Source organism: Ruegeria sp. AL3 (genome assembly GCF_056536065.1).
In genome coordinates, this window is record NZ_JBQFJG010000001.1 from 2884434 (window position 1) to 2900736 (window position 16303).

Here is a 16303-nt window from a genome sequence, read left to right on the forward strand (position 1 = left end):
GCTTGAAGAACCGCCCAAGCTCGGGCACCAAGTGCGTCATGGCAAAGACGACATCCTTCTCCTGCTCGGCCTGCGGTGCGACGCATACACGATGGTCCGGACGCTGCGACGGTTGCGGCGAATGGAACACCATCGTTCAGGACGCGCCCATATCGACTGGCCCGGCCAGAAAATCCCTCGGCGGCAAACGCGGCCAGTCCATCGCACTCACGGATTTGTCCACCGAGGAAACACCGCCGCCCCGCACCCTCTGCGGGGTCGAGGAGTTGGACCGTGTTCTGGGCGGCGGGCTGGTCCCGGCCTCCGCCCTGTTGGTGGGAGGAGACCCCGGCATCGGGAAATCGACCCTGCTGCTGCAAGCCGCAGCGCGTTTCGCGCGTGCGGGCGTGAAAACCATCTATGTCTCGGGCGAAGAAGCCAGCGCACAGGTGCGTATGCGCGCCCGCCGTCTTGGGCTTGAGGACGCCCCCGTTCAACTTGCCGCCGAAACCAACCTGCGCGACATCCTCACGACGCTGGAAGCCGAAAAACCAGGCCTGGCCATCATCGATTCGATTCAGACGATGTGGGCAGACAATGTCGAAAGCGCACCCGGTTCCGTATCACAAGTCCGGGCCGCGGCCCATGAACTGACCACGTTTGCGAAACGGCACGGTGTTTCGATCATCATGGTTGGCCACGTCACCAAGGAAGGCCAGATCGCGGGCCCTCGCGTGGTCGAACACATGGTTGATACCGTCCTATATTTCGAGGGCGAGCGCGGCCACCAGTTCCGCATCCTGCGCGCGGTCAAGAACCGTTTTGGACCAGCGGACGAAATCGGCGTGTTCGAAATGACCGGCAAGGGTCTGGCGCAAGTGACCAACCCCTCGGCCCTGTTCCTGTCCGAACGTGGCAGGCCAAGCCCCGGCTCTGCAGTTTTTGCGGGCATTGAAGGCACCCGACCCGTGCTGGTCGAATTGCAGGCTCTGGTCGCACCCTCGCCCCACTCACAGCCCCGCCGCACCGTTGTTGGGTGGGACAGCGGGCGGTTGGCAATGATCCTTGCGGTGCTCGAGGCCCGCTGCGGCATTCCCTTTGCCGGGCTCGACGTCTATCTCAACGTTGCCGGAGGTTTGAAAGTGAGCGAACCCGCCGCCGATCTGGCTGTGGCTGCCGCCCTTCTCAGTGCCCGAGAAGACACAGCATTGCCCGCCGACACGGTCGTTTTCGGAGAAATCTCGCTGTCCGGGGCACTTAGACCGGCCCCACAGACCGAAAACAGGTTGAAAGAAGCGCAAAAACTTGGTTTCACGGCGGCAATTGCTCCGGCTGGTGGCAAAACCGGCACTGTGGCAGGTCTGACACTCACCCGACCCTCTGATTTGGTGGGGTTTGTTGGCGAAACCTTCGGAGCAGGTTAAAGTCGCGCCCCGAGGGGCAGAAAAAGAACAGGCGAGGGCCATGGAAGGTTTTACAATAATTGACGGGGTCGTCGCCCTGATCATCGTGCTGTCGGGCTTGCTGGCCTACTCACGTGGCTTCATGCGCGAAGTTCTGGCCATTGCAGGCTGGGTCGCGGCGGCCGTTCTGGCATTCATCTTTGCCCCACAGGCTGTGCCGCTGGTCAAAGAAATCCCTGTGGTCGGAGATTTCCTGCGCGACAGTTGTGAACTGTCGGTGATCACCGGCTTTGCAGCCGTCTTTGCCGTGGCTTTGATTGTGGTCAGTATCTTCACACCGCTGTTTTCATCGCTGGTGCAGCGCTCGGCATTGGGCGGTCTGGATCAGGCGCTGGGGCTGTTCTTCGGCATCGCGCGCGGCATTCTGCTGGTTGCAATCGCCTTCTTTGTCTATGATACGGTGATGACCGGCCAATCCTATACAATCGTGGACGAAAGCCGCTCGGCCAAAGTGTTCGAGCAGTTCAGCAGCCAGATTGAAGAGCAAAACCCCGAAGCCGCTCTGGGTTGGGTGACTGCACAATACGAAGAACTGGTCGCCAGTTGCACGGCAGGAAACGAACAACCCGAAACCACAGCACCAACTGACGGGTAATCATGGGGTGCATTGCGTAATAAAAGCCCGGCACTGTCCGGGCTTTTTCGATTCAAACATACCCTTCCCCGCCACAGACCGTGCAGCGGATCGTTTTCAGCCCAAAACACCCGTCGCATCGGCTGGAGATCGGTTTGCCAAGAATATCCCGGCTTTTGACAACTTCGCCCGCCCCGTTGCAGATCTGACAGGGCGCCCGGCCCATTCCCCGGCACCTGTGGCACCGTTGTTTGATCCGGTCCTGCTTCTTTTGAGGTTTATGTTGCCACATTCCGGCCCTTTGCGTGCTTCACCCATCCTGTTTTGCACATATTAATTGGCATGACAGCACATTTGATTGCACATGTCATCTTCTTCCTGACCCTGCCCCGATCCGCGAAATCCCGACCTGCGGCAATAGGTGAGTGTGATCCTTTGATGACAGCCACGCCATTAGGCATTATGTGGAGGCCAACCCGCCACGGAATCGGAGCCACCGATCTTGTTCTTTCTGTTCGAATGCGCGCTGGTCGTTGTGATGGTCGCCCTATTGGCGTCTTTGTCGCCTGCCACCAAACCGACCGCACGCGCCTTGCAGAGGATCCGATGCCGAACGGCGGTCAACCCTCAGGTCAAATCGTCATAGAAGTTGGAGCCCCTTAAATGTGTGGGATTTTGGGAATCGCAAGCCGGACACATGATGTGTTTGCCGAAATCTATGACGGGCTGCTGATGTTGCAGCACCGGGGTCAGGATGCCTCAGGGATCGTGACCTACAACGGCGAATTCTTCCGGGAAAAGAAGGCCAACGGTCTGGTAAAGGATGTGTTCAACGCCCAGGATGCAGAAACCCTGTTGGGTCGTGTGGGCATGGGGCATGTGCGCTATCCGACGGCGGGGTCCCTCAGCGCGGCCGAGGCGCAGCCCTTTTTCGTGAACGCCCCTTACGGCATCTATCTGGTTCACAACGGCAACATCACCAACACCGCCGAACAGCGCGAAAAGGTTACCGGCAAATACAGCCGTCACCTGCGCACCACGTCAGACTCTGAAATCCTTCTGAACGTGCTGGCCGACAAAGTGGCGGACGCGATCAAGGTGAATGGCAACGGCGAACCCATCCGCAATCTGTTTGCCGGTGTGAAGATGACGATGGAACGCGTTCAGGGCGCCTATTCCGTGATCTGTCTGGTCGCGGGTGTCGGTATGTTGGCCTTCCGCGATCCGTTTGGTATTCGCCCACTTTCGGTCGCCAAACGCGAAGTGGACGGAGACGGTGATGATTTTGCCTTTGCCTCGGAAGACGTGGCCTTTGGCATCAACGGCTTTCAAAAGCTGCGTGATCTTCGCCCGGGTGAGGCGATCCTGATCGATCTGGACGGCAACATGCACGAGTTTCAGGCGGTCGAGGGAAAGCTGACGCCCTGCATATTCGAGTATGTCTACCTGGCGCGCCCGGATTCTTTGCTGGACGGTGTTTCGGTTTACAAGACGCAGATGCGCATGGGCCAGACGCTGGCAAAACAGATTCAGGACTCGGGGCTGGAAATCGATCGGATCATCCCGGTGCCCGACAGCGCCCGCCCCGTGGCCCTGGAAGCCGCAAAGATCACCGGCATCCCCTATCGCGAAGGGCTGGTGAAAAACCGGTATGTCGGGCGTACGTTCATCATGCCGGGTCAGGCAGAGCGGCAGAAATCCGTCCGCCGCAAGCTGAATGCCGTGCCGCTGGAATTTGACGGCCACAGTGTTCTGCTGATCGACGATTCCATCGTACGGGGCAACACCATCAAGAAGATCGTTCAGATGTGCCGCGATGCCGGGGCCAAGAAGGTCTATGTCGCCAGCGCCTCGCCGCCGGTGAAATACCCCAATGTCTACGGTATAGACATGCCAACCAAGGCCGAACTGATCGCGAACGGCAAGGAAATCGAAGAGATCCGCGAAGAACTGGGTGCCGACGCCCTGTTCTATCAGCACCTGGAAGATCTGATCTGGGCCGCCAAGGAGGGCAATCCCGAGATCGAAGCCTTCGACTGTTCCTGTTTTGACGGCAAGTACATCACGGGCAGCGTCAGCGAAGGTTATCTGGACAATCTGGAGAACAGCAGCCGTGTCAGCCAGAAGCGCGCCGACATGCAGGTTCCGGGCGAGTCTTGGAACGCGGCGAAACTGGTCTCGGGCTGAGCGGACGAAACGGGACTGACACAGTCAGTTTTCCATTCTGAAAAGCGAATCAAAACGGCGGAACATCCCGGCCAACCGATAGCTGTCGACCGGCTTGATTGCTGTCATGGGATGTGAATGAGTGGAAATCTGCCACAACCAGTCGGCGAATTCCACGCAATCACAAGGGCTTTTTTCAAGGGCGCCAAATCGTGATGACACCTGTCCGTGCAGCGCTTTTGTTCGCTTGAGCGTTTTGCTATCCGGCCGCGACCACTCACTCAAAAAGGGGTCCGGGCCACAGCCCGGTCCGCGGATCATGTCAAACGCCAAAGTCCAAAGCGCGGCCACACAGCGGGGCGCGCTGAAGAAGAATTCCGTCTCGGTTCTGGGCGTATTCGGGCCGAAAGCGGATATGCGCGCCCTGATGCGCCTGTCATCAGGCCGCGTGAAAGAAGTAAAACCCGGAAGCCGCGTTGCCTCGGGTACAGTTATCGCGATTGATGAGCATGGCATAATGCTGCGACAAAGCGGCCAGACCCGGCGTATCGCCATCCCCGGCGGCTGATCACATCTTGACGCCCCGCGCGCGGGGGTTCAAACCGCAGGCATGACCGATACGACCAAAATCGCCCTGATAACCGGAGCCTCGCGCGGGCTGGGCGCTGCCCTGGCCGAAGCGCTGGCGCCCGAATACCACATTGTCGCCGTCGCCCGGACCACTGGCGGGCTGGAAGAACTGGACGATCGCATCAAGGCCAAGGGTGGCTCTGCCACGCTGGCACCGATGGACATCACCGATCCGAACGCGATGGCAACCCTGTGTCGCGGGATCCATGACCGTTGGGGCAAGGTGGATTTGTGGTTGCATACGGCCATTCACACTTCGGCGCTGACACCGGTACATTTCGTTGACCCCAAGGAATGGACCAAGGCAGTCAACACGAATGCAAACGCAACCTCGGTCCTGATCCCATATGTCGCGCCGCTGCTGGGTGAAAACGGCCACGCGGTGTTTTTCGATGACCCGAAAGCCGGTCACAAGTTCTATGGCATCTATGGTGCCACCAAGGCCGCGCAAATGGCGCTGGCCCGCAGTTGGGCGGCCGAGACCGAACGAACCGGTCCGCGCGTTTCGATCGTGGAACCAGCACCGATGCCGACCGCCGTGCGTGCCCGGTTCCACCCGGGCGAAGATCGCGATGCACTGACGAGCACCGCAGATGAAGCTGCGCGGATCCTGGCGCTGCTTTAGGAAATGGCCCTGACGGGCCATGCCTCCGGCGGGGATATTTTTAGCCAGATGAAGCTGGAATCAGGCGATATGAACGCCGTTCCGCCCGGCCAGATCGACGAAGAACTGCCACGCGACACGGCCTGAACGCGATCCGCGCGTGGCCTGCCATTCAATTGCTTCGGCGCGCAGGATTTCGGCATCGACCGAAACGCCATAGGCGGCACAATAGCGGTCGATCATGGCAAGATATTCGTCCTGATCGCAGGGGTGGAATCCCAGCCACAGACCGAAGCGGTCGGACAGTGATACCTTTTCCTCGACCGCCTCTGACGGGTTGATGGCGCTGGAACGTTCATTTTCAATCATGTCCCGCGGCATCAGGTGACGGCGGTTCGAGGTCGCGTAGAACACCACGTTTTCCGGGCGACCTTCGATACCGCCATCCAGAACGGCCTTGAGCGATTTGTAATGCTGGTCATCGTGACTGAACGAGAGGTCGTCGCAAAACAGGATGAACCGATAAGGCGCCGCGCGCAGGTGGTTCAGCAGACGCGCGACCGAGGCCATATCCTCGCGCTGTAGTTCCACAAGCTTCAGGTCAGGATGATCTGCGCTCAGCGTGCCGTGGACGGCCTTTACGAGGCTGGATTTGCCCATCCCGCGCGCGCCCCACAACAGTGCATTGTTTGCCTTGTAGCCGGCCGCGAAGCGGCGGGTGTTGTCAAGTAACGTGTCGCGCGACCGATTTATGCCGACCAGCAGATCCAGATCGACGCGATTGATCTGTTCGACCGGTTCCAGGCGTTCCGGTTCCACATGCCAGACAAAGGCCGGGGCCGCATTGAAATCCGGTGTGGCCAAAGGCGCCGGCGCCATGCGCTCCAACGCGGCAGCAATACGGTTCAGGGCTTGGTCGTCCATCGGCTTCTCCGGTCAGATACGGATCGGTTCAAAGCATGTTCTGATTGGCGCAACAAGGCCCGCGAACGAAAAAGGTGCGCCCGAACGGGGCGCGCCTCGGCTGTTGTTTCAGCAGGTTACTTGTCGTCTTCGAATTCCCGCATCAGATCTTCGTCCGCTTCGGCTTCTTCATCGTCGTAGTAACCTTCAGCCCGCAACTGCTCTTCCCGCTTCCTTTCAACCCGGGCCACCAGGAAGATCGAAATCTCATATAGGCCATAGACCACCACAAAAAGGATAATCTGCGTGATCACGTCAGGAGGCGTCACGATCGCCGCCAGCACCAGAATGCCGACCACCGCATATTTGCGCACGGCCCCCAGACCCTCGGCGCTGACCAGACCTGCCTTGCCCATGAGGGTCAGAAGAACCGGCAATTGGAAGCACAGCCCAAAGGCCACGATGAACTTGATCGTCAGGTTCAGGTATTCCTGTGCCGAACCCTGAAACACCACGCTCAGCGGCGCGGCCGTCGCGCCATCGGCCACGGCCTCGCCTTCAGCGCCGAATTGCTGGAACCCAAGGAAGAAGTCATAGGCCAGGGGCGTGACGACATAGAAAGCAAAGCTGGCGCCCAGAAGGAACATGAAGGGCGAAGCCAGCATGAAGGGCAGAAACGCATTCTTCTCTGACTTGTAGAGGCCCGGAGCCACAAAGCGCCACATCTGCATCCCGATATAGGGAAACGCCAGAATGAAGCCCCCCAAAAGCGAAACCTTGATCGCGACAAAGAACCCTTCCTGCGGCGAGATGAAGATCAGGCCGCAATCCTGTCCGCGCTCGGTCAGGACCTCACACAAAGGGTTGGTCAGAAAATTGAAGATCGGCGTGGCCACCGTAAAGCAGATGATCATCCCGACCAGAAAAGCCACGACGCAGTGGATCAACCGCGTACGCAGCTCGGCCAGGTGCTCGATCAATGGGGCCGAGGTATCTTCGATCTCGTCGGTCTTGGTCATGTTTCGCCTTCAGTCTTCAGCGCCGCTTCGGCTTCTTCGGCCTTGGCCAGGGCCTCGGCAGCTTCCTTGGCCTTGCGCTCGGCGGCAGCGCGGGCCGTTGAGGCCTGAATTTTCTTGGCCTGTTCGGCTCGCTCGGCTGCCAGTTTACCGGTTTCGCTGTCAGGATCGAACTTGGTGGGATCCATGCTTTTTGCCATATCCTGCGCGGCTTGTTTCACGCCGTCCATGGCCGAACCAACCGGATTCGCGGCGGCGTTGAGACCTTTCTTGATCTCGTTCACACCGGCCTGATCGGCGGCCTCGTTCATGGCGCTGCTGAATTCGCGTGCCATGCCACGGGCCTTGCCGACAAACCGCCCGACATTGCGGAACAAAACCGGCAGGTCCTTCGGCCCGACAACGATCAGGGCGACAATGCCGATGACCAGAAGTTCGGTCCAGCCCAGATCAAACATCTGCGCTTACGCCTTGTCTTTCTCGGTTTCAGGCGTCACGTCCTTGGCCAGTTCCGACGCGTCCTGTTCCAGTTCTTCCGAACCGTCCTTCACACCCTTCTTGAACGCGGTGATGCCTTTGCCGACTTCGCCCATCAGCGAGCTGATCTTGCCGCGGCCAAACAGAACCAGAACCACAACGGCGATCAGCAGAAGACCGGGAAGGCCAATATTGTTCAGCATCTCATTTCTCCTTTTTCATCGGCGCCCTTGTGCGCCGGGAATATGAACTGGGTCCGTGTTTACGCCGCCAGGCCCTGTCCCAAAAGGGATCCGGCACAGATTGAGGGCGAAAATTGACCTCATCTGCAAAAAACTATGGGCTCGCATTTTCCAACTGACAGGTTTATGTCAGTTGGAAGTGGCTAGAACGATGGCATCGAAACCTGGTCAACGGAGACTCACATGACCCATGTTGCTGAAATCGTCACCTTCACTCTTGCCAACGGCACCACCCCTGAAGAGTTTGTAAAGCTCAGCAAGGCATCCGAAGCCTTTGTTCGCAGCGCACCTGGCTTTGCCCATCGACAGCTCAGCCAAGGCGCAGACGGTCGCTGGACCGACTATGTCGTCTGGACGGACATGAAGGCCGCGCAGGACGCTGCGGCACAGTTCCCGCAACAGGAATGTGCAGCAGGCATGATGGCGGCCATCAACCCTGAAAGCGTTCAGATGCGCCATGAGGCTGTATTATGGAACATGACTGCCTAGGCGCGGTCCGGACGGTGTGTCATGCGCCGAACTGACCGCCTGTTCGATATCATCCAGATCCTGCGCGACGGAAAACTGCACCGCGCGCAGGACATCGCGGACCGGCTGGAAGTGTCGGTCCGTACCATCTATCGCGACATGGACACGCTGGTCGCCTCGGGTGTTCCTGTCGAAGGAGAGCGGGGTGTGGGTTACATGGTGCGCGAGCAGATCACCCTGCCGCCGCTGAATCTGACCCCGGCCGAGCTTGAGGCCCTGAACCTCGGCATGGCGATCGTGGCCGAAGCCGCAGATCCAGACCTGAAAGCCGCCGCGAACTCTCTGGCAGACAAGATCGATGCCGTTCTGCCCACACAGGTTGTGGCCGAAGCCGATAGCTGGAAATTCGCGGTCTACCCTTTTGCAGATGCAGCCCGCGGGCTTGCACATATGGCTCCGATCCGCGCCGCCATCAAATCACGCCAAAAGCTTCGGCTGTCCTACCGCCGCATTGACGGCGTTCTGACTGAACGCACAATCCGTCCCTTGCATATGGAATACTGGGGACGGGTCTGGACACTTACCGCATGGTGCGAATTGCGAAACGGTTTCCGTGTCTTCCGTATCGACCTGATCGAATCCGTCTCGCCGCTGCCAGAGATCTTCGCAGACGAGCCAGGAAAACGCCTGAGCGACTACGACCCAAACGCCTGACAGGCAGCCGTATTCAGAAGTGTTTCGGGCAGAGGCACAGCCCGAAACGAGCGATGTATCATTTCAGGTAGGGATCTGGATCCACTGATTCAAACCCTTTGCGCACCTCGAAATGCACATAGGCATCGTCTCCGCCCCTCAACTGCGCCAGCTTTTGTCCACGGCGTACACGATCCCCTTTCTTGACGGTGATGCCATCAACATTGGCATAGACCGTCAGCAGATCGTTTTTGTGTTTGACCACGATGATCGGAACCTGATCCGCGTCCGCGGTAATCGCCGCTACGGTTCCGGCCTCAGCCGCGGTGACGGCTGTGCCGGGGGCCGCAGCGATGTCGATACCTTCGTTCTTGCCCTTTTTATAGCCGCGGATGATGGTGCCGCTGACCGGCAGGGACAGGGCCGTAGATCGCGTGTTTGTCGGGGCTTCGGCCGTCACATCAGGGGCTTCAGCGCGCGGCGCGACCTTTTCGTCGGGCAAGGGCTGCGTGGCACTTGGAGGCGTCGGCGTCGGCGACCCCCGCCCCGGCTCCGTTACCTCGGTGGCCGCAACCGGTGCCGTTGCAGCAGCGCTTTGACGTGGCGCGGATTGGTTCTTGACCGGGATCAACAGAAACTGACCTTCACGCACGGTGAAGTCGGACCCCAGGCCGTTCCATTCCGCCAGCGATTCCACCGGAACCTGATAGAGGCGCGAAATTGTGTACGCCGTCTCGCCGCGCTTGACCTTGTGGCGGACAGGTTCCGGCCCGCTTGCGACGGGCGCCGGGGCTGGCTTGGCGGGCTCCAGCGTCGTCGTCCGGACGCCCCCCGTTTCAGGGGCCTGATCAATGGCGGCTCCGGCAACTGATGCGATATCTACGCCACTGCCTGCACCTACCGAACGCGGCAAGGCCAGAACTTCGCCCTCTCGCAGGGTATCGGTTGTCTGAAGGCCGTTGAACCGCGACAGCTCACCCTCGGGCAGGCCGACACGCGCGGCAACATCGCGCACCGTGTCGCCGCGTCGGGCCACGACAACCTGGTAGTTCGGATAGGTTATCACCCCCCGGCTGTCGGGCGACGGGCGCGACGTTGTTGCCGACTGCACTGCATCAGTGGTCGAAAATCCGCCGACCTGACCGCGCAGGTCGTAATCCAGTGGCCCCTCACACCCGGCCAGAATGGCCAGAGCGGCCACTCCGGTCGCGCAGCGACGCATAGCTGATTTGGATACTGCACTCATAATACTGTCCTCAACGCCCGCCCCTGTTGTCCGGGGTTCCGGCGACCAAATTTATCAAGCCTGTTACGCCTCGTCCTTGCCAAGCCCCTCAAGCAGGGGCACGAAACGGACCGACGTCAATTCTTCATAGTCCAGGCCGGCCTCGGTGCGCGTTACTTTGATCAACTGCTGCACCGTGTCCGACTGACCCACGGGTAATACCATAATACCCCCGATTTTCAGCTGCGCCAAGAGCGGTCCCGGAGGGTCTTCGGCTGCGGCCGTCACGATGATCCGATCAAACGGAGCCTGTTCCGGCAAGCCAAAGGATCCATCCGACAACATGGCCGTGATATTCGTAAGCCCCAGATCGGCAAAAAGCTTCCCTGTCTCGCTGACCAGCCGCCGATGGCGTTCGACCGTATAGACCCTGCGCGCCAGTTTCGACAGGATTGCGGCCTGGTAACCTGACCCGGTTCCGATCTCGAGCACGGTATCGCGCGGCCGAACGTCCAGCGCCTGCGTCATGAGACCAACGACCGACGGCTGACTGATCGTCTGACCGCAGGAGATCGGCAATGGCATGTCCTCGTAAGCGCGATCTGCGAACAGGCCGGTGACAAAGCGGCCCCGATCAACCTGTTCCATTGCCTCCAGAACGCGCGCATCCGTGACCCCCCGTTTGCGCAGGGCAAACAGGAACTGCATCACGGTTTCCGGGTCCAGTCCGCTCATTCGACCGCCTTCAATGTCTCCAGCATGTCATATGCGGTCAAGTCGGCGCGCATCGGTGTAACCGAGATATAGCCTTCCAGATTGACCGCAGCATCCGTTCCCGGCGCAGTCGGGTTATGCTGATAGCCACCCTTGATCCACAGGAACCGCCGCCCCGAGGGCGAGCTGTGCGGCTCGACCGTAAAATGCGTGTCGCGCCGGAATCCCTGCGCGGCAACGCGCGTACCGCGCACTTCATCTGCCGGAACAGGGGGGAAGTTCACGTTGTAAAACAGGCGGTAATCGCCCTGCTCGACCGGGGTTGCATCCATAATACGCCGGACCAGATCGGCCCCGAACCGCACGGCAGCCTCGAACGGGTCGTCCAGCCCCAGATTTTGCGGGCCGAAATACTGTGACAGAGCAATCGCAGGAACCCCCTGCAGCGCCGCTTCCATCGCGCCGCCGATAGTGCCCGAATAAAGCGTGTTCTCGGCCGAGTTGTTGCCCCGGTTCACGCCGGACAGGACCAGATCCGGCGGGCAGTCTGACATCACGTCATGCAGCCCCGCCAACACACAATCCGCAGGCGACCCTTCCGCCGCATAACGCCGTTCGCCCAACTTGGCGATCATCGTGGGATGGGTATAGCTGATGCAATGCCCAACACCCGATTGTTCAAAGGCGGGCGCGACCACCCAGACCTCACCATCCGGACCTGCCAGTTCGGCAGCGATCGCCTCCAGCGTGATCAAGCCCGGAGCGTTGATCCCGTCATCATTGGTCAGAAGAATACGCATGTGCCCGATTTACCCCCGCGTTTGGCCCTTGATAGACCCAGCCCCGCGATGCGGCAAGCGACGCGACCCTGCAATCTGAGGCTTTCGCGCACCACTTGCACGGAAATCGCGAGGTTAACTCTGCGCCTCGGGGAAAACGAAACATTTGTCGCGACGAATGGTCAGCCACATGACACGGCCCGGATTGGGCACAAAGACATTGGGGACCGTCGCCCTGAGGATCGAGCCGTCGTAGTCCATGCGAAACTCGACCAGGCTTTCGTTTCCCAGAAAACGCGCGCGCTCGACCACGCCCCGCGCGGCAACGCCATCAGTTGCGGTCGGCAGCGGGCCCTTGCCGTTACGGTCGAAATCCAGTTTGACATGCTGGGGGCGAAATACGATCTCGACATCCGTTCCATCCGGAATACCCGGTGCCAGAAACTGGCCGAACGGCGTGTCTGCCAGCGCTCCGTTCACCTGCGCCCGCAACACGTTGACATCACTGAAAAAGGCCACGGCAGCCTTGTCCGCCGGCCGGGTATAGACATTGTATGGCGCGCCCTGCTGGACGATCTTGCCGCGCCGCATCAGCGCGATCTCATCCGCCATCCGCATCGCCTCTTCCGGTTCATGCGTGACCAGCAGAACGGCCGCATCCTCTTCCTTGAGAATGGACAGCGTCTCATCCCGAATACCGTCGCGCAGACGGTTGTCGAGGCCCGAAAAGGGCTCGTCCATCAGCATGATCCGGGGCCGTGGCGCCAAAGCGCGGGCCAGGGCCACACGTTGTTGCTCGCCGCCAGACAGCTGATGTGGGAACCCGTCGATGAACCGCATCAGGTCCACTTTGCGCAAAAGCTCTTCGACCCGGGCTCGTTTTTCGTCCTTGCTGCCTTTCAGGCCAAAGGCCACGTTGTTGGCCACGCTCAGATGAGGAAACAGCGCAAAGTCCTGAAACATCAACCCGATCTCGCGCCGTTCCGGGGGTACCCGAAACACGGTGTCGCAGATCAGTTTGCCATCGACGTAAATCTCGCCCGAGTCCTGCATCTCGACCCCGGCAATCATGCGCAGGGTGGTGGATTTCCCGCAACCTGACGGCCCCAGCAAACAGGTCACCTTGCCGGCCTGCACCGTCAAAGACACGTCATCCACAACGACCCGCCCTTCGAACCGGCGAACAATGTTGCGAATTTCCAGACGCGGAGGAGTTGCGTTACCTGTCACCGATGGACCCCATTGCCTTTCCCGATCAAATCCATCGGGCTTGGGCGGGGATAGCAACCCCGCCCTTCAGGTGCAAGAGATCAGCAGCAACCGCCGGATGATGCGGTTTCGCCTGTTGCCTCGAACGGGCTTTCGCCGCCGCAGCCTTCGAAAATGCCGAAATGGGTGGAAAAATCGCCAATAAAGTCGAAATGGCGGGCAAACCGCGTGTCCCGCAGCATCATCCAGGTATTGCCGCAGACCGGAAAGACCTTGCCGGCTTCGATGACATGGTGATCGTCCAGAACAAACGCATGCGGCGCGTTGGGAACGGTGCCTTTGTAGACCACCGCCTGGCCGTAATCCTCGCAGGCCGGTTCCAGCTCCGGCAGCTTGAACAGACGGTAGGTCGCCGACAGGAATCTGAGCGGGGCAACACGATCCTCCAGCGCAGGATTCTCGATGGTCAGCGGGCGGTGCGTCACCCGGCGCGGATCACCGAAACCTGCCTTGCGCGCCATCGACAGAAAGTCATTCCAGTACAATGCACCCGACAGACATTCGCCATACAGAACCTCATCCGCGGCCATCGCCTGCGGGACACGGCGGTCGGCATAGACGTCCGAGAAATACATCTCGCCGCCTTCTTTCAGCAACCGATGCGCGCCGCGCAGCACGGCATCCTTGTCGGTCGCCAGGTTGATGACGCAGTTCGAGACGATGATGTCGAACGATCCGGGTTCCAGATCCAGTTCCTCCAGCGTCTCGATATAGCCGTGATGGAATTCCACATTGCTTTTGGCGTGCCCAAAGGCTTGGACGTGATAGTCCTGATGCGCGCGGGCAACGTCCAGTTGTTCGGGCGTCATGTCCACACCGACGACCCGGCCCTTTTCACCAACCATGGCAGACAGCGCATAGACGTCGCGCCCCGCCCCACAGCCAAGATCGAGGATCGACATGCCCTCGAGATCCAGAGGCGCGATCAGACCGCACCCGTAATATCGGGTCAGCACATCGTCATGAATCCTGGACAAAATCCGCTTGAGATGATCCGGCATGTCGTCCGGCGTGCAACAGGCGTTGGTCTGCAAGTCCGCACTGCTTTGCAGAACTTCACCATAATAATTTCGTACCGAATCGTGTTTCATCGCTGCTTCCCCGTCATGCTAGCCTGTACGCAGCTAGTGCAGTGGCCTTGCATTCGCAATCCGGCCACGGTCGTTCTGACGAAAGCGTGAGTGTTCCTGCACCCAACTACTCCAGCAACTCAAAGTCCACACCGGCACGGACAACGCCGTTCACCTGAACCTCAAGCCGATGCGCGCCGGGGATCAGCCTGAAGGTAGAGGCATCACCCTTCAGCCTGTGACGCTTGGCCAACGTGAGCCTGCCGTTGTTCAAAGCCGCCTGTTTCAGCTTGTACACCCTGGGTGATGTTTTTCCCGCAGGGCGCTGAAAATAAATAATATAATCCACCAGAACCGGTTGTTTCCCTGCCCCGGTCAGATCAACGGAAAACTCCAGCGCTTCGCCGATACGGGCCTCGGAACTCAGATCAATTGTCACGGCGATATCCGCATCAGGGTCATATCCCAGCATCTTCATCGCCTCAGGGTGCCCGGCCTTGACCAATCCGCGCAGCGTATGAGAGGTCATCCACTCCAGCTCTGCCGCGGTCTGTCGCGCCTCGGTGCGCCACTTGTCCAGACGCCCCAGCACCAGGCTCGGGTCTTTCTTGGTGATATCATTCAAATGGTTGGCCACCGACCGCGTCACATACCGGGTTGGATCGCCGTGCAACCTGTCCAACAGCGGCAACGGGTCCGTCAGACCCAGACCGATGCCCTGCCCCCATGGCAGACGGGGCCGCGTTCCCTCGCTGACCAATCGGCGCACGTGATAGCTGCCGTGGGTACACCAGTCCTGCATCCGCCCAAGCACCCTGTCTGGGGCATGGTTCAGGAAAGGCCGAATGGCCCATTCCATCGAAAACCGCTGCGTCAGCTCCTCCAACACATCCAGAGACAGATCGACGTGATCCAGCCCGATGGCCGCGACCCATTCACCCAGCGGCGCGAAAATGAAATCGCCAAAATCATCATCCGATCTGGCAGGGTCCAGCGGAGGCGGCAAAGACCGTAAAATCACCGGGGCGACTGTCGGCAAGTCGCCCGGCACGGCCTGTTGCAGGCATGTCGCGATCCAGCTCATACGCTGTTTCAGTTCCAGTTCAGGCAGGCGCGACATGACCTGTGCCTGAAACGCAGAGGCGTCGAAGCCCGGTTCAGCATCCAAGAACAAGTCGCTGAGAAAGCGGACTTTCTCAGCGTTGAACAACTGATCTTTCAACGAAAACCCCTGCGCCATGATCACATCGTCAGGTTGGTCGCACCGCCGTCCAGCAGGATATTCTGGCCAACGATGAAGCCCGCATGTTGCGAACACAGAAACGCGCAGGTCGCACCAAACTCCTGCCGCGAACCATAGCGCCTGACCGGGATCGTCGCCGCTCGGTTGGAACGCGCTTCGTCAATTGAAATACCCTGTTGCGCCGCCACACCGCTGTCCAGAGAATCCGCTCGGTCCGTGGCATGGATGCCCGGAAGCAGGTTGTTGATGGTCACCCCGTGTAGCGCCACCTGACGCGAGGTTCCGGCCACATAGCCCGTCAGACCTGTACGCGCCGCGTTTGACAGGCCCAGAACCGCAATTGGCGCACGCACGGATTGCGAGGTGATATTCACCACCCGGCCCCAACCCTTTTCCATCATTCCGGGAAGCAGGGCCTTCATAAATGCAATCGGCGTCAACATGTTGGCATCCAGCGCCTTGATGAAATCATCACGCTCCCAGTCCGACCACGATCCGGGCGGCGGTCCGCCGGCATTTGTCACAAGTATATCAACGCCCTGCGCGGCCTCGATCACCTGCGCCTGACCGTCGGGCGTGGTCACGTCGCAGGCCACGGTCTGCACCTCAACGCCGTGCTCTGACCGCAGGCGTGCGGCTTCAGCCTCCAACACCTCGGGGCCGCGTGCGTTCATCACCAGATTCACGCCAGCCGCGGCAAGCGCCTCGGCGCAGCCAAGACCCAAGCCTTTGCTGCTGGCACAGACCAGCGCGCGTTTTCCTTGAATTCCCAGATCCATCGGATCCTC

The 16303-nt window shown here is 59.9% G+C and carries 19 protein-coding genes; 7 read left to right on the top strand and 12 right to left on the bottom strand.

Annotation, left to right across the window (positions count from 1 at the left end; translation table 11 throughout):
* Window positions 1-38 precede the first annotated feature (38 nt).
* The 3 genes from radA (at window position 39) to purF (ending at window position 4203) form a co-directional block, all read left to right on the top strand.
* Window positions 39-1403, top strand: coding sequence for a DNA repair protein RadA (radA, locus tag ACR3E6_RS14555; RefSeq protein ID WP_480487747.1), 1365 nt, complete (start codon window positions 39-41; stop codon window positions 1401-1403).
* A 40-nt stretch (window positions 1404-1443) separates the two neighbouring features.
* Complete coding sequence (locus tag ACR3E6_RS14560) at window positions 1444-2037, top strand: CvpA family protein (RefSeq protein ID WP_171632054.1); 594 nt, start codon at window positions 1444-1446, stop codon at window positions 2035-2037.
* A 642-nt stretch (window positions 2038-2679) separates the two neighbouring features.
* The gene (gene purF / locus ACR3E6_RS14565) at window positions 2680-4203 is read left to right on the top strand and encodes an amidophosphoribosyltransferase (protein WP_480487749.1); all 1524 of its coding nucleotides are present in this window, start codon (window positions 2680-2682) and stop codon (window positions 4201-4203) included.
* 24 nt (window positions 4204-4227) lie between these two features.
* Here the strand turns inward: purF and ACR3E6_RS14570 are convergent, their stop codons facing one another.
* Window positions 4228-4503: a hypothetical protein gene (locus ACR3E6_RS14570; RefSeq protein WP_209832917.1), complete on the bottom strand. Its 276-nt coding sequence runs from the start codon at window positions 4501-4503 to the stop codon at window positions 4228-4230.
* On the opposite strand from ACR3E6_RS14570, the gene ACR3E6_RS14575 reads away from it, so the two are divergent.
* Together ACR3E6_RS14575 and ACR3E6_RS14580 are read left to right on the top strand one after the other, a co-directional pair.
* Complete coding sequence (locus ACR3E6_RS14575; RefSeq protein WP_152458171.1) at window positions 4502-4750, top strand: hypothetical protein; 249 nt, start codon at window positions 4502-4504, stop codon at window positions 4748-4750. The two genes, ACR3E6_RS14570 and ACR3E6_RS14575, sit on opposite strands and share 2 nt — an antisense overlap.
* A 42-nt stretch (window positions 4751-4792) precedes the next feature.
* The gene (locus ACR3E6_RS14580) at window positions 4793-5437 is read left to right on the top strand and encodes an SDR family NAD(P)-dependent oxidoreductase (RefSeq protein WP_171632046.1); all 645 of its coding nucleotides are present in this window, start codon (window positions 4793-4795) and stop codon (window positions 5435-5437) included.
* 60 nt (window positions 5438-5497) lie between these two features.
* Here the strand turns inward: ACR3E6_RS14580 and ACR3E6_RS14585 are convergent, their stop codons facing one another.
* The 4 genes from ACR3E6_RS14585 to ACR3E6_RS14600 all read right to left on the bottom strand — a co-directional run bounded on the left by ACR3E6_RS14585 (window position 5498) and on the right by ACR3E6_RS14600 (window position 8015).
* Complete coding sequence (locus ACR3E6_RS14585) at window positions 5498-6340, bottom strand: ATP-binding protein (protein ID WP_171723150.1); 843 nt, start codon at window positions 6338-6340, stop codon at window positions 5498-5500.
* Window positions 6341-6456: 116 nt separating this feature from the next.
* Window positions 6457-7338, bottom strand: a complete 882-nt coding sequence (gene tatC / locus ACR3E6_RS14590; RefSeq protein ID WP_171362748.1) for a twin-arginine translocase subunit TatC — start codon at window positions 7336-7338, stop codon at window positions 6457-6459.
* Complete coding sequence (tatB, locus tag ACR3E6_RS14595) at window positions 7335-7793, bottom strand: Sec-independent protein translocase protein TatB (RefSeq protein WP_152458175.1); 459 nt, start codon at window positions 7791-7793, stop codon at window positions 7335-7337. The genes tatC and tatB overlap by 4 nt, the downstream gene beginning before the upstream one ends.
* 6 nt (window positions 7794-7799) lie before the next feature.
* Window positions 7800-8015 (bottom strand): twin-arginine translocase TatA/TatE family subunit, encoded by a 216-nt coding sequence (locus ACR3E6_RS14600; RefSeq protein ID WP_152458176.1) that lies wholly within the window; start codon window positions 8013-8015, stop codon window positions 7800-7802.
* Window positions 8016-8237: 222 nt separating this feature from the next.
* Here ACR3E6_RS14600 and ACR3E6_RS14605 point away from each other — a divergent pair, with 222 nt between their 5' ends.
* Window positions 8238-8543, top strand: a complete 306-nt coding sequence (locus ACR3E6_RS14605; protein ID WP_171231525.1) for a hypothetical protein — start codon at window positions 8238-8240, stop codon at window positions 8541-8543.
* Window positions 8544-8564: 21 nt separating this feature from the next.
* Complete coding sequence (locus ACR3E6_RS14610; protein WP_171167846.1) at window positions 8565-9236, top strand: helix-turn-helix transcriptional regulator; 672 nt, start codon at window positions 8565-8567, stop codon at window positions 9234-9236.
* 58 nt (window positions 9237-9294) lie between these two features.
* Here the strand turns inward: ACR3E6_RS14610 and ACR3E6_RS14615 are convergent, their stop codons facing one another.
* From ACR3E6_RS14615 to ACR3E6_RS14645, 7 genes are all read right to left on the bottom strand, one after another.
* On the bottom strand, window positions 9295-10461 hold the full coding sequence (locus tag ACR3E6_RS14615) for a LysM peptidoglycan-binding domain-containing protein (RefSeq protein ID WP_171723149.1): 1167 nt from the start codon (window positions 10459-10461) through the stop codon (window positions 9295-9297).
* A gap of 63 nt (window positions 10462-10524) precedes the next feature.
* Window positions 10525-11175, bottom strand: coding sequence for a protein-L-isoaspartate(D-aspartate) O-methyltransferase (locus ACR3E6_RS14620; RefSeq protein WP_152458180.1), 651 nt, complete (start codon window positions 11173-11175; stop codon window positions 10525-10527).
* Entirely contained in the window at window positions 11172-11954 is a 783-nt protein-coding gene (surE, locus tag ACR3E6_RS14625) for a 5'/3'-nucleotidase SurE (protein ID WP_480487754.1), read from the bottom strand. Before surE ends, ACR3E6_RS14620 begins: the two co-directional genes overlap by 4 nt.
* A gap of 114 nt (window positions 11955-12068) precedes the next feature.
* Entirely contained in the window at window positions 12069-13163 is a 1095-nt protein-coding gene (locus ACR3E6_RS14630) for an ABC transporter ATP-binding protein (protein WP_171115602.1), read from the bottom strand.
* Window positions 13164-13243: 80 nt separating this feature from the next.
* Window positions 13244-14293, bottom strand: coding sequence for a methyltransferase domain-containing protein (locus ACR3E6_RS14635; protein ID WP_480487756.1), 1050 nt, complete (start codon window positions 14291-14293; stop codon window positions 13244-13246).
* A 106-nt stretch (window positions 14294-14399) separates the two neighbouring features.
* The gene (locus ACR3E6_RS14640; protein ID WP_480487758.1) at window positions 14400-15512 is read right to left on the bottom strand and encodes a hypothetical protein; all 1113 of its coding nucleotides are present in this window, start codon (window positions 15510-15512) and stop codon (window positions 14400-14402) included.
* Between the two features lie 2 nt (window positions 15513-15514).
* On the bottom strand, window positions 15515-16294 hold the full coding sequence (locus ACR3E6_RS14645) for an SDR family oxidoreductase (RefSeq protein ID WP_480487759.1): 780 nt from the start codon (window positions 16292-16294) through the stop codon (window positions 15515-15517).
* Between the last annotated feature and the right edge of the window lie 9 nt (window positions 16295-16303).

What these genes read in the sequence shown, in the direction of transcription:
- radA (WP_480487747.1), top strand. Translation starts at nt 39, where the DNA reads ATGGCAAAGACGACATCCTTCTCCTGCTCGGCCTGCGGTGCGACGCAT.
- ACR3E6_RS14560 (WP_171632054.1), top strand. Translation starts at nt 1,444, where the DNA reads ATGGAAGGTTTTACAATAATTGACGGGGTCGTCGCCCTGATCATCGTG.
- purF (WP_480487749.1), top strand. Translation starts at nt 2,680, where the DNA reads ATGTGTGGGATTTTGGGAATCGCAAGCCGGACACATGATGTGTTTGCC.
- ACR3E6_RS14575 (WP_152458171.1), top strand. Translation starts at nt 4,502, where the DNA reads ATGTCAAACGCCAAAGTCCAAAGCGCGGCCACACAGCGGGGCGCGCTG.
- ACR3E6_RS14570 (WP_209832917.1), bottom strand. Translation starts at nt 4,503, where the DNA reads ATGATCCGCGGACCGGGCTGTGGCCCGGACCCCTTTTTGAGTGAGTGG.
- ACR3E6_RS14580 (WP_171632046.1), top strand. Translation starts at nt 4,793, where the DNA reads ATGACCGATACGACCAAAATCGCCCTGATAACCGGAGCCTCGCGCGGG.
- ACR3E6_RS14585 (WP_171723150.1), bottom strand. Translation starts at nt 6,340, where the DNA reads ATGGACGACCAAGCCCTGAACCGTATTGCTGCCGCGTTGGAGCGCATG.
- tatC (WP_171362748.1), bottom strand. Translation starts at nt 7,338, where the DNA reads ATGACCAAGACCGACGAGATCGAAGATACCTCGGCCCCATTGATCGAG.
- tatB (WP_152458175.1), bottom strand. Translation starts at nt 7,793, where the DNA reads ATGTTTGATCTGGGCTGGACCGAACTTCTGGTCATCGGCATTGTCGCC.
- ACR3E6_RS14600 (WP_152458176.1), bottom strand. Translation starts at nt 8,015, where the DNA reads ATGCTGAACAATATTGGCCTTCCCGGTCTTCTGCTGATCGCCGTTGTG.
- ACR3E6_RS14605 (WP_171231525.1), top strand. Translation starts at nt 8,238, where the DNA reads ATGACCCATGTTGCTGAAATCGTCACCTTCACTCTTGCCAACGGCACC.
- ACR3E6_RS14610 (WP_171167846.1), top strand. Translation starts at nt 8,565, where the DNA reads ATGCGCCGAACTGACCGCCTGTTCGATATCATCCAGATCCTGCGCGAC.
- ACR3E6_RS14615 (WP_171723149.1), bottom strand. Translation starts at nt 10,461, where the DNA reads ATGAGTGCAGTATCCAAATCAGCTATGCGTCGCTGCGCGACCGGAGTG.
- ACR3E6_RS14620 (WP_152458180.1), bottom strand. Translation starts at nt 11,175, where the DNA reads ATGAGCGGACTGGACCCGGAAACCGTGATGCAGTTCCTGTTTGCCCTG.
- surE (WP_480487754.1), bottom strand. Translation starts at nt 11,954, where the DNA reads ATGCGTATTCTTCTGACCAATGATGACGGGATCAACGCTCCGGGCTTG.
- ACR3E6_RS14635 (WP_480487756.1), bottom strand. Translation starts at nt 14,293, where the DNA reads ATGAAACACGATTCGGTACGAAATTATTATGGTGAAGTTCTGCAAAGC.
- ACR3E6_RS14640 (WP_480487758.1), bottom strand. Translation starts at nt 15,512, where the DNA reads ATGGCGCAGGGGTTTTCGTTGAAAGATCAGTTGTTCAACGCTGAGAAA.
- ACR3E6_RS14645 (WP_480487759.1), bottom strand. Translation starts at nt 16,294, where the DNA reads ATGGATCTGGGAATTCAAGGAAAACGCGCGCTGGTCTGTGCCAGCAGC.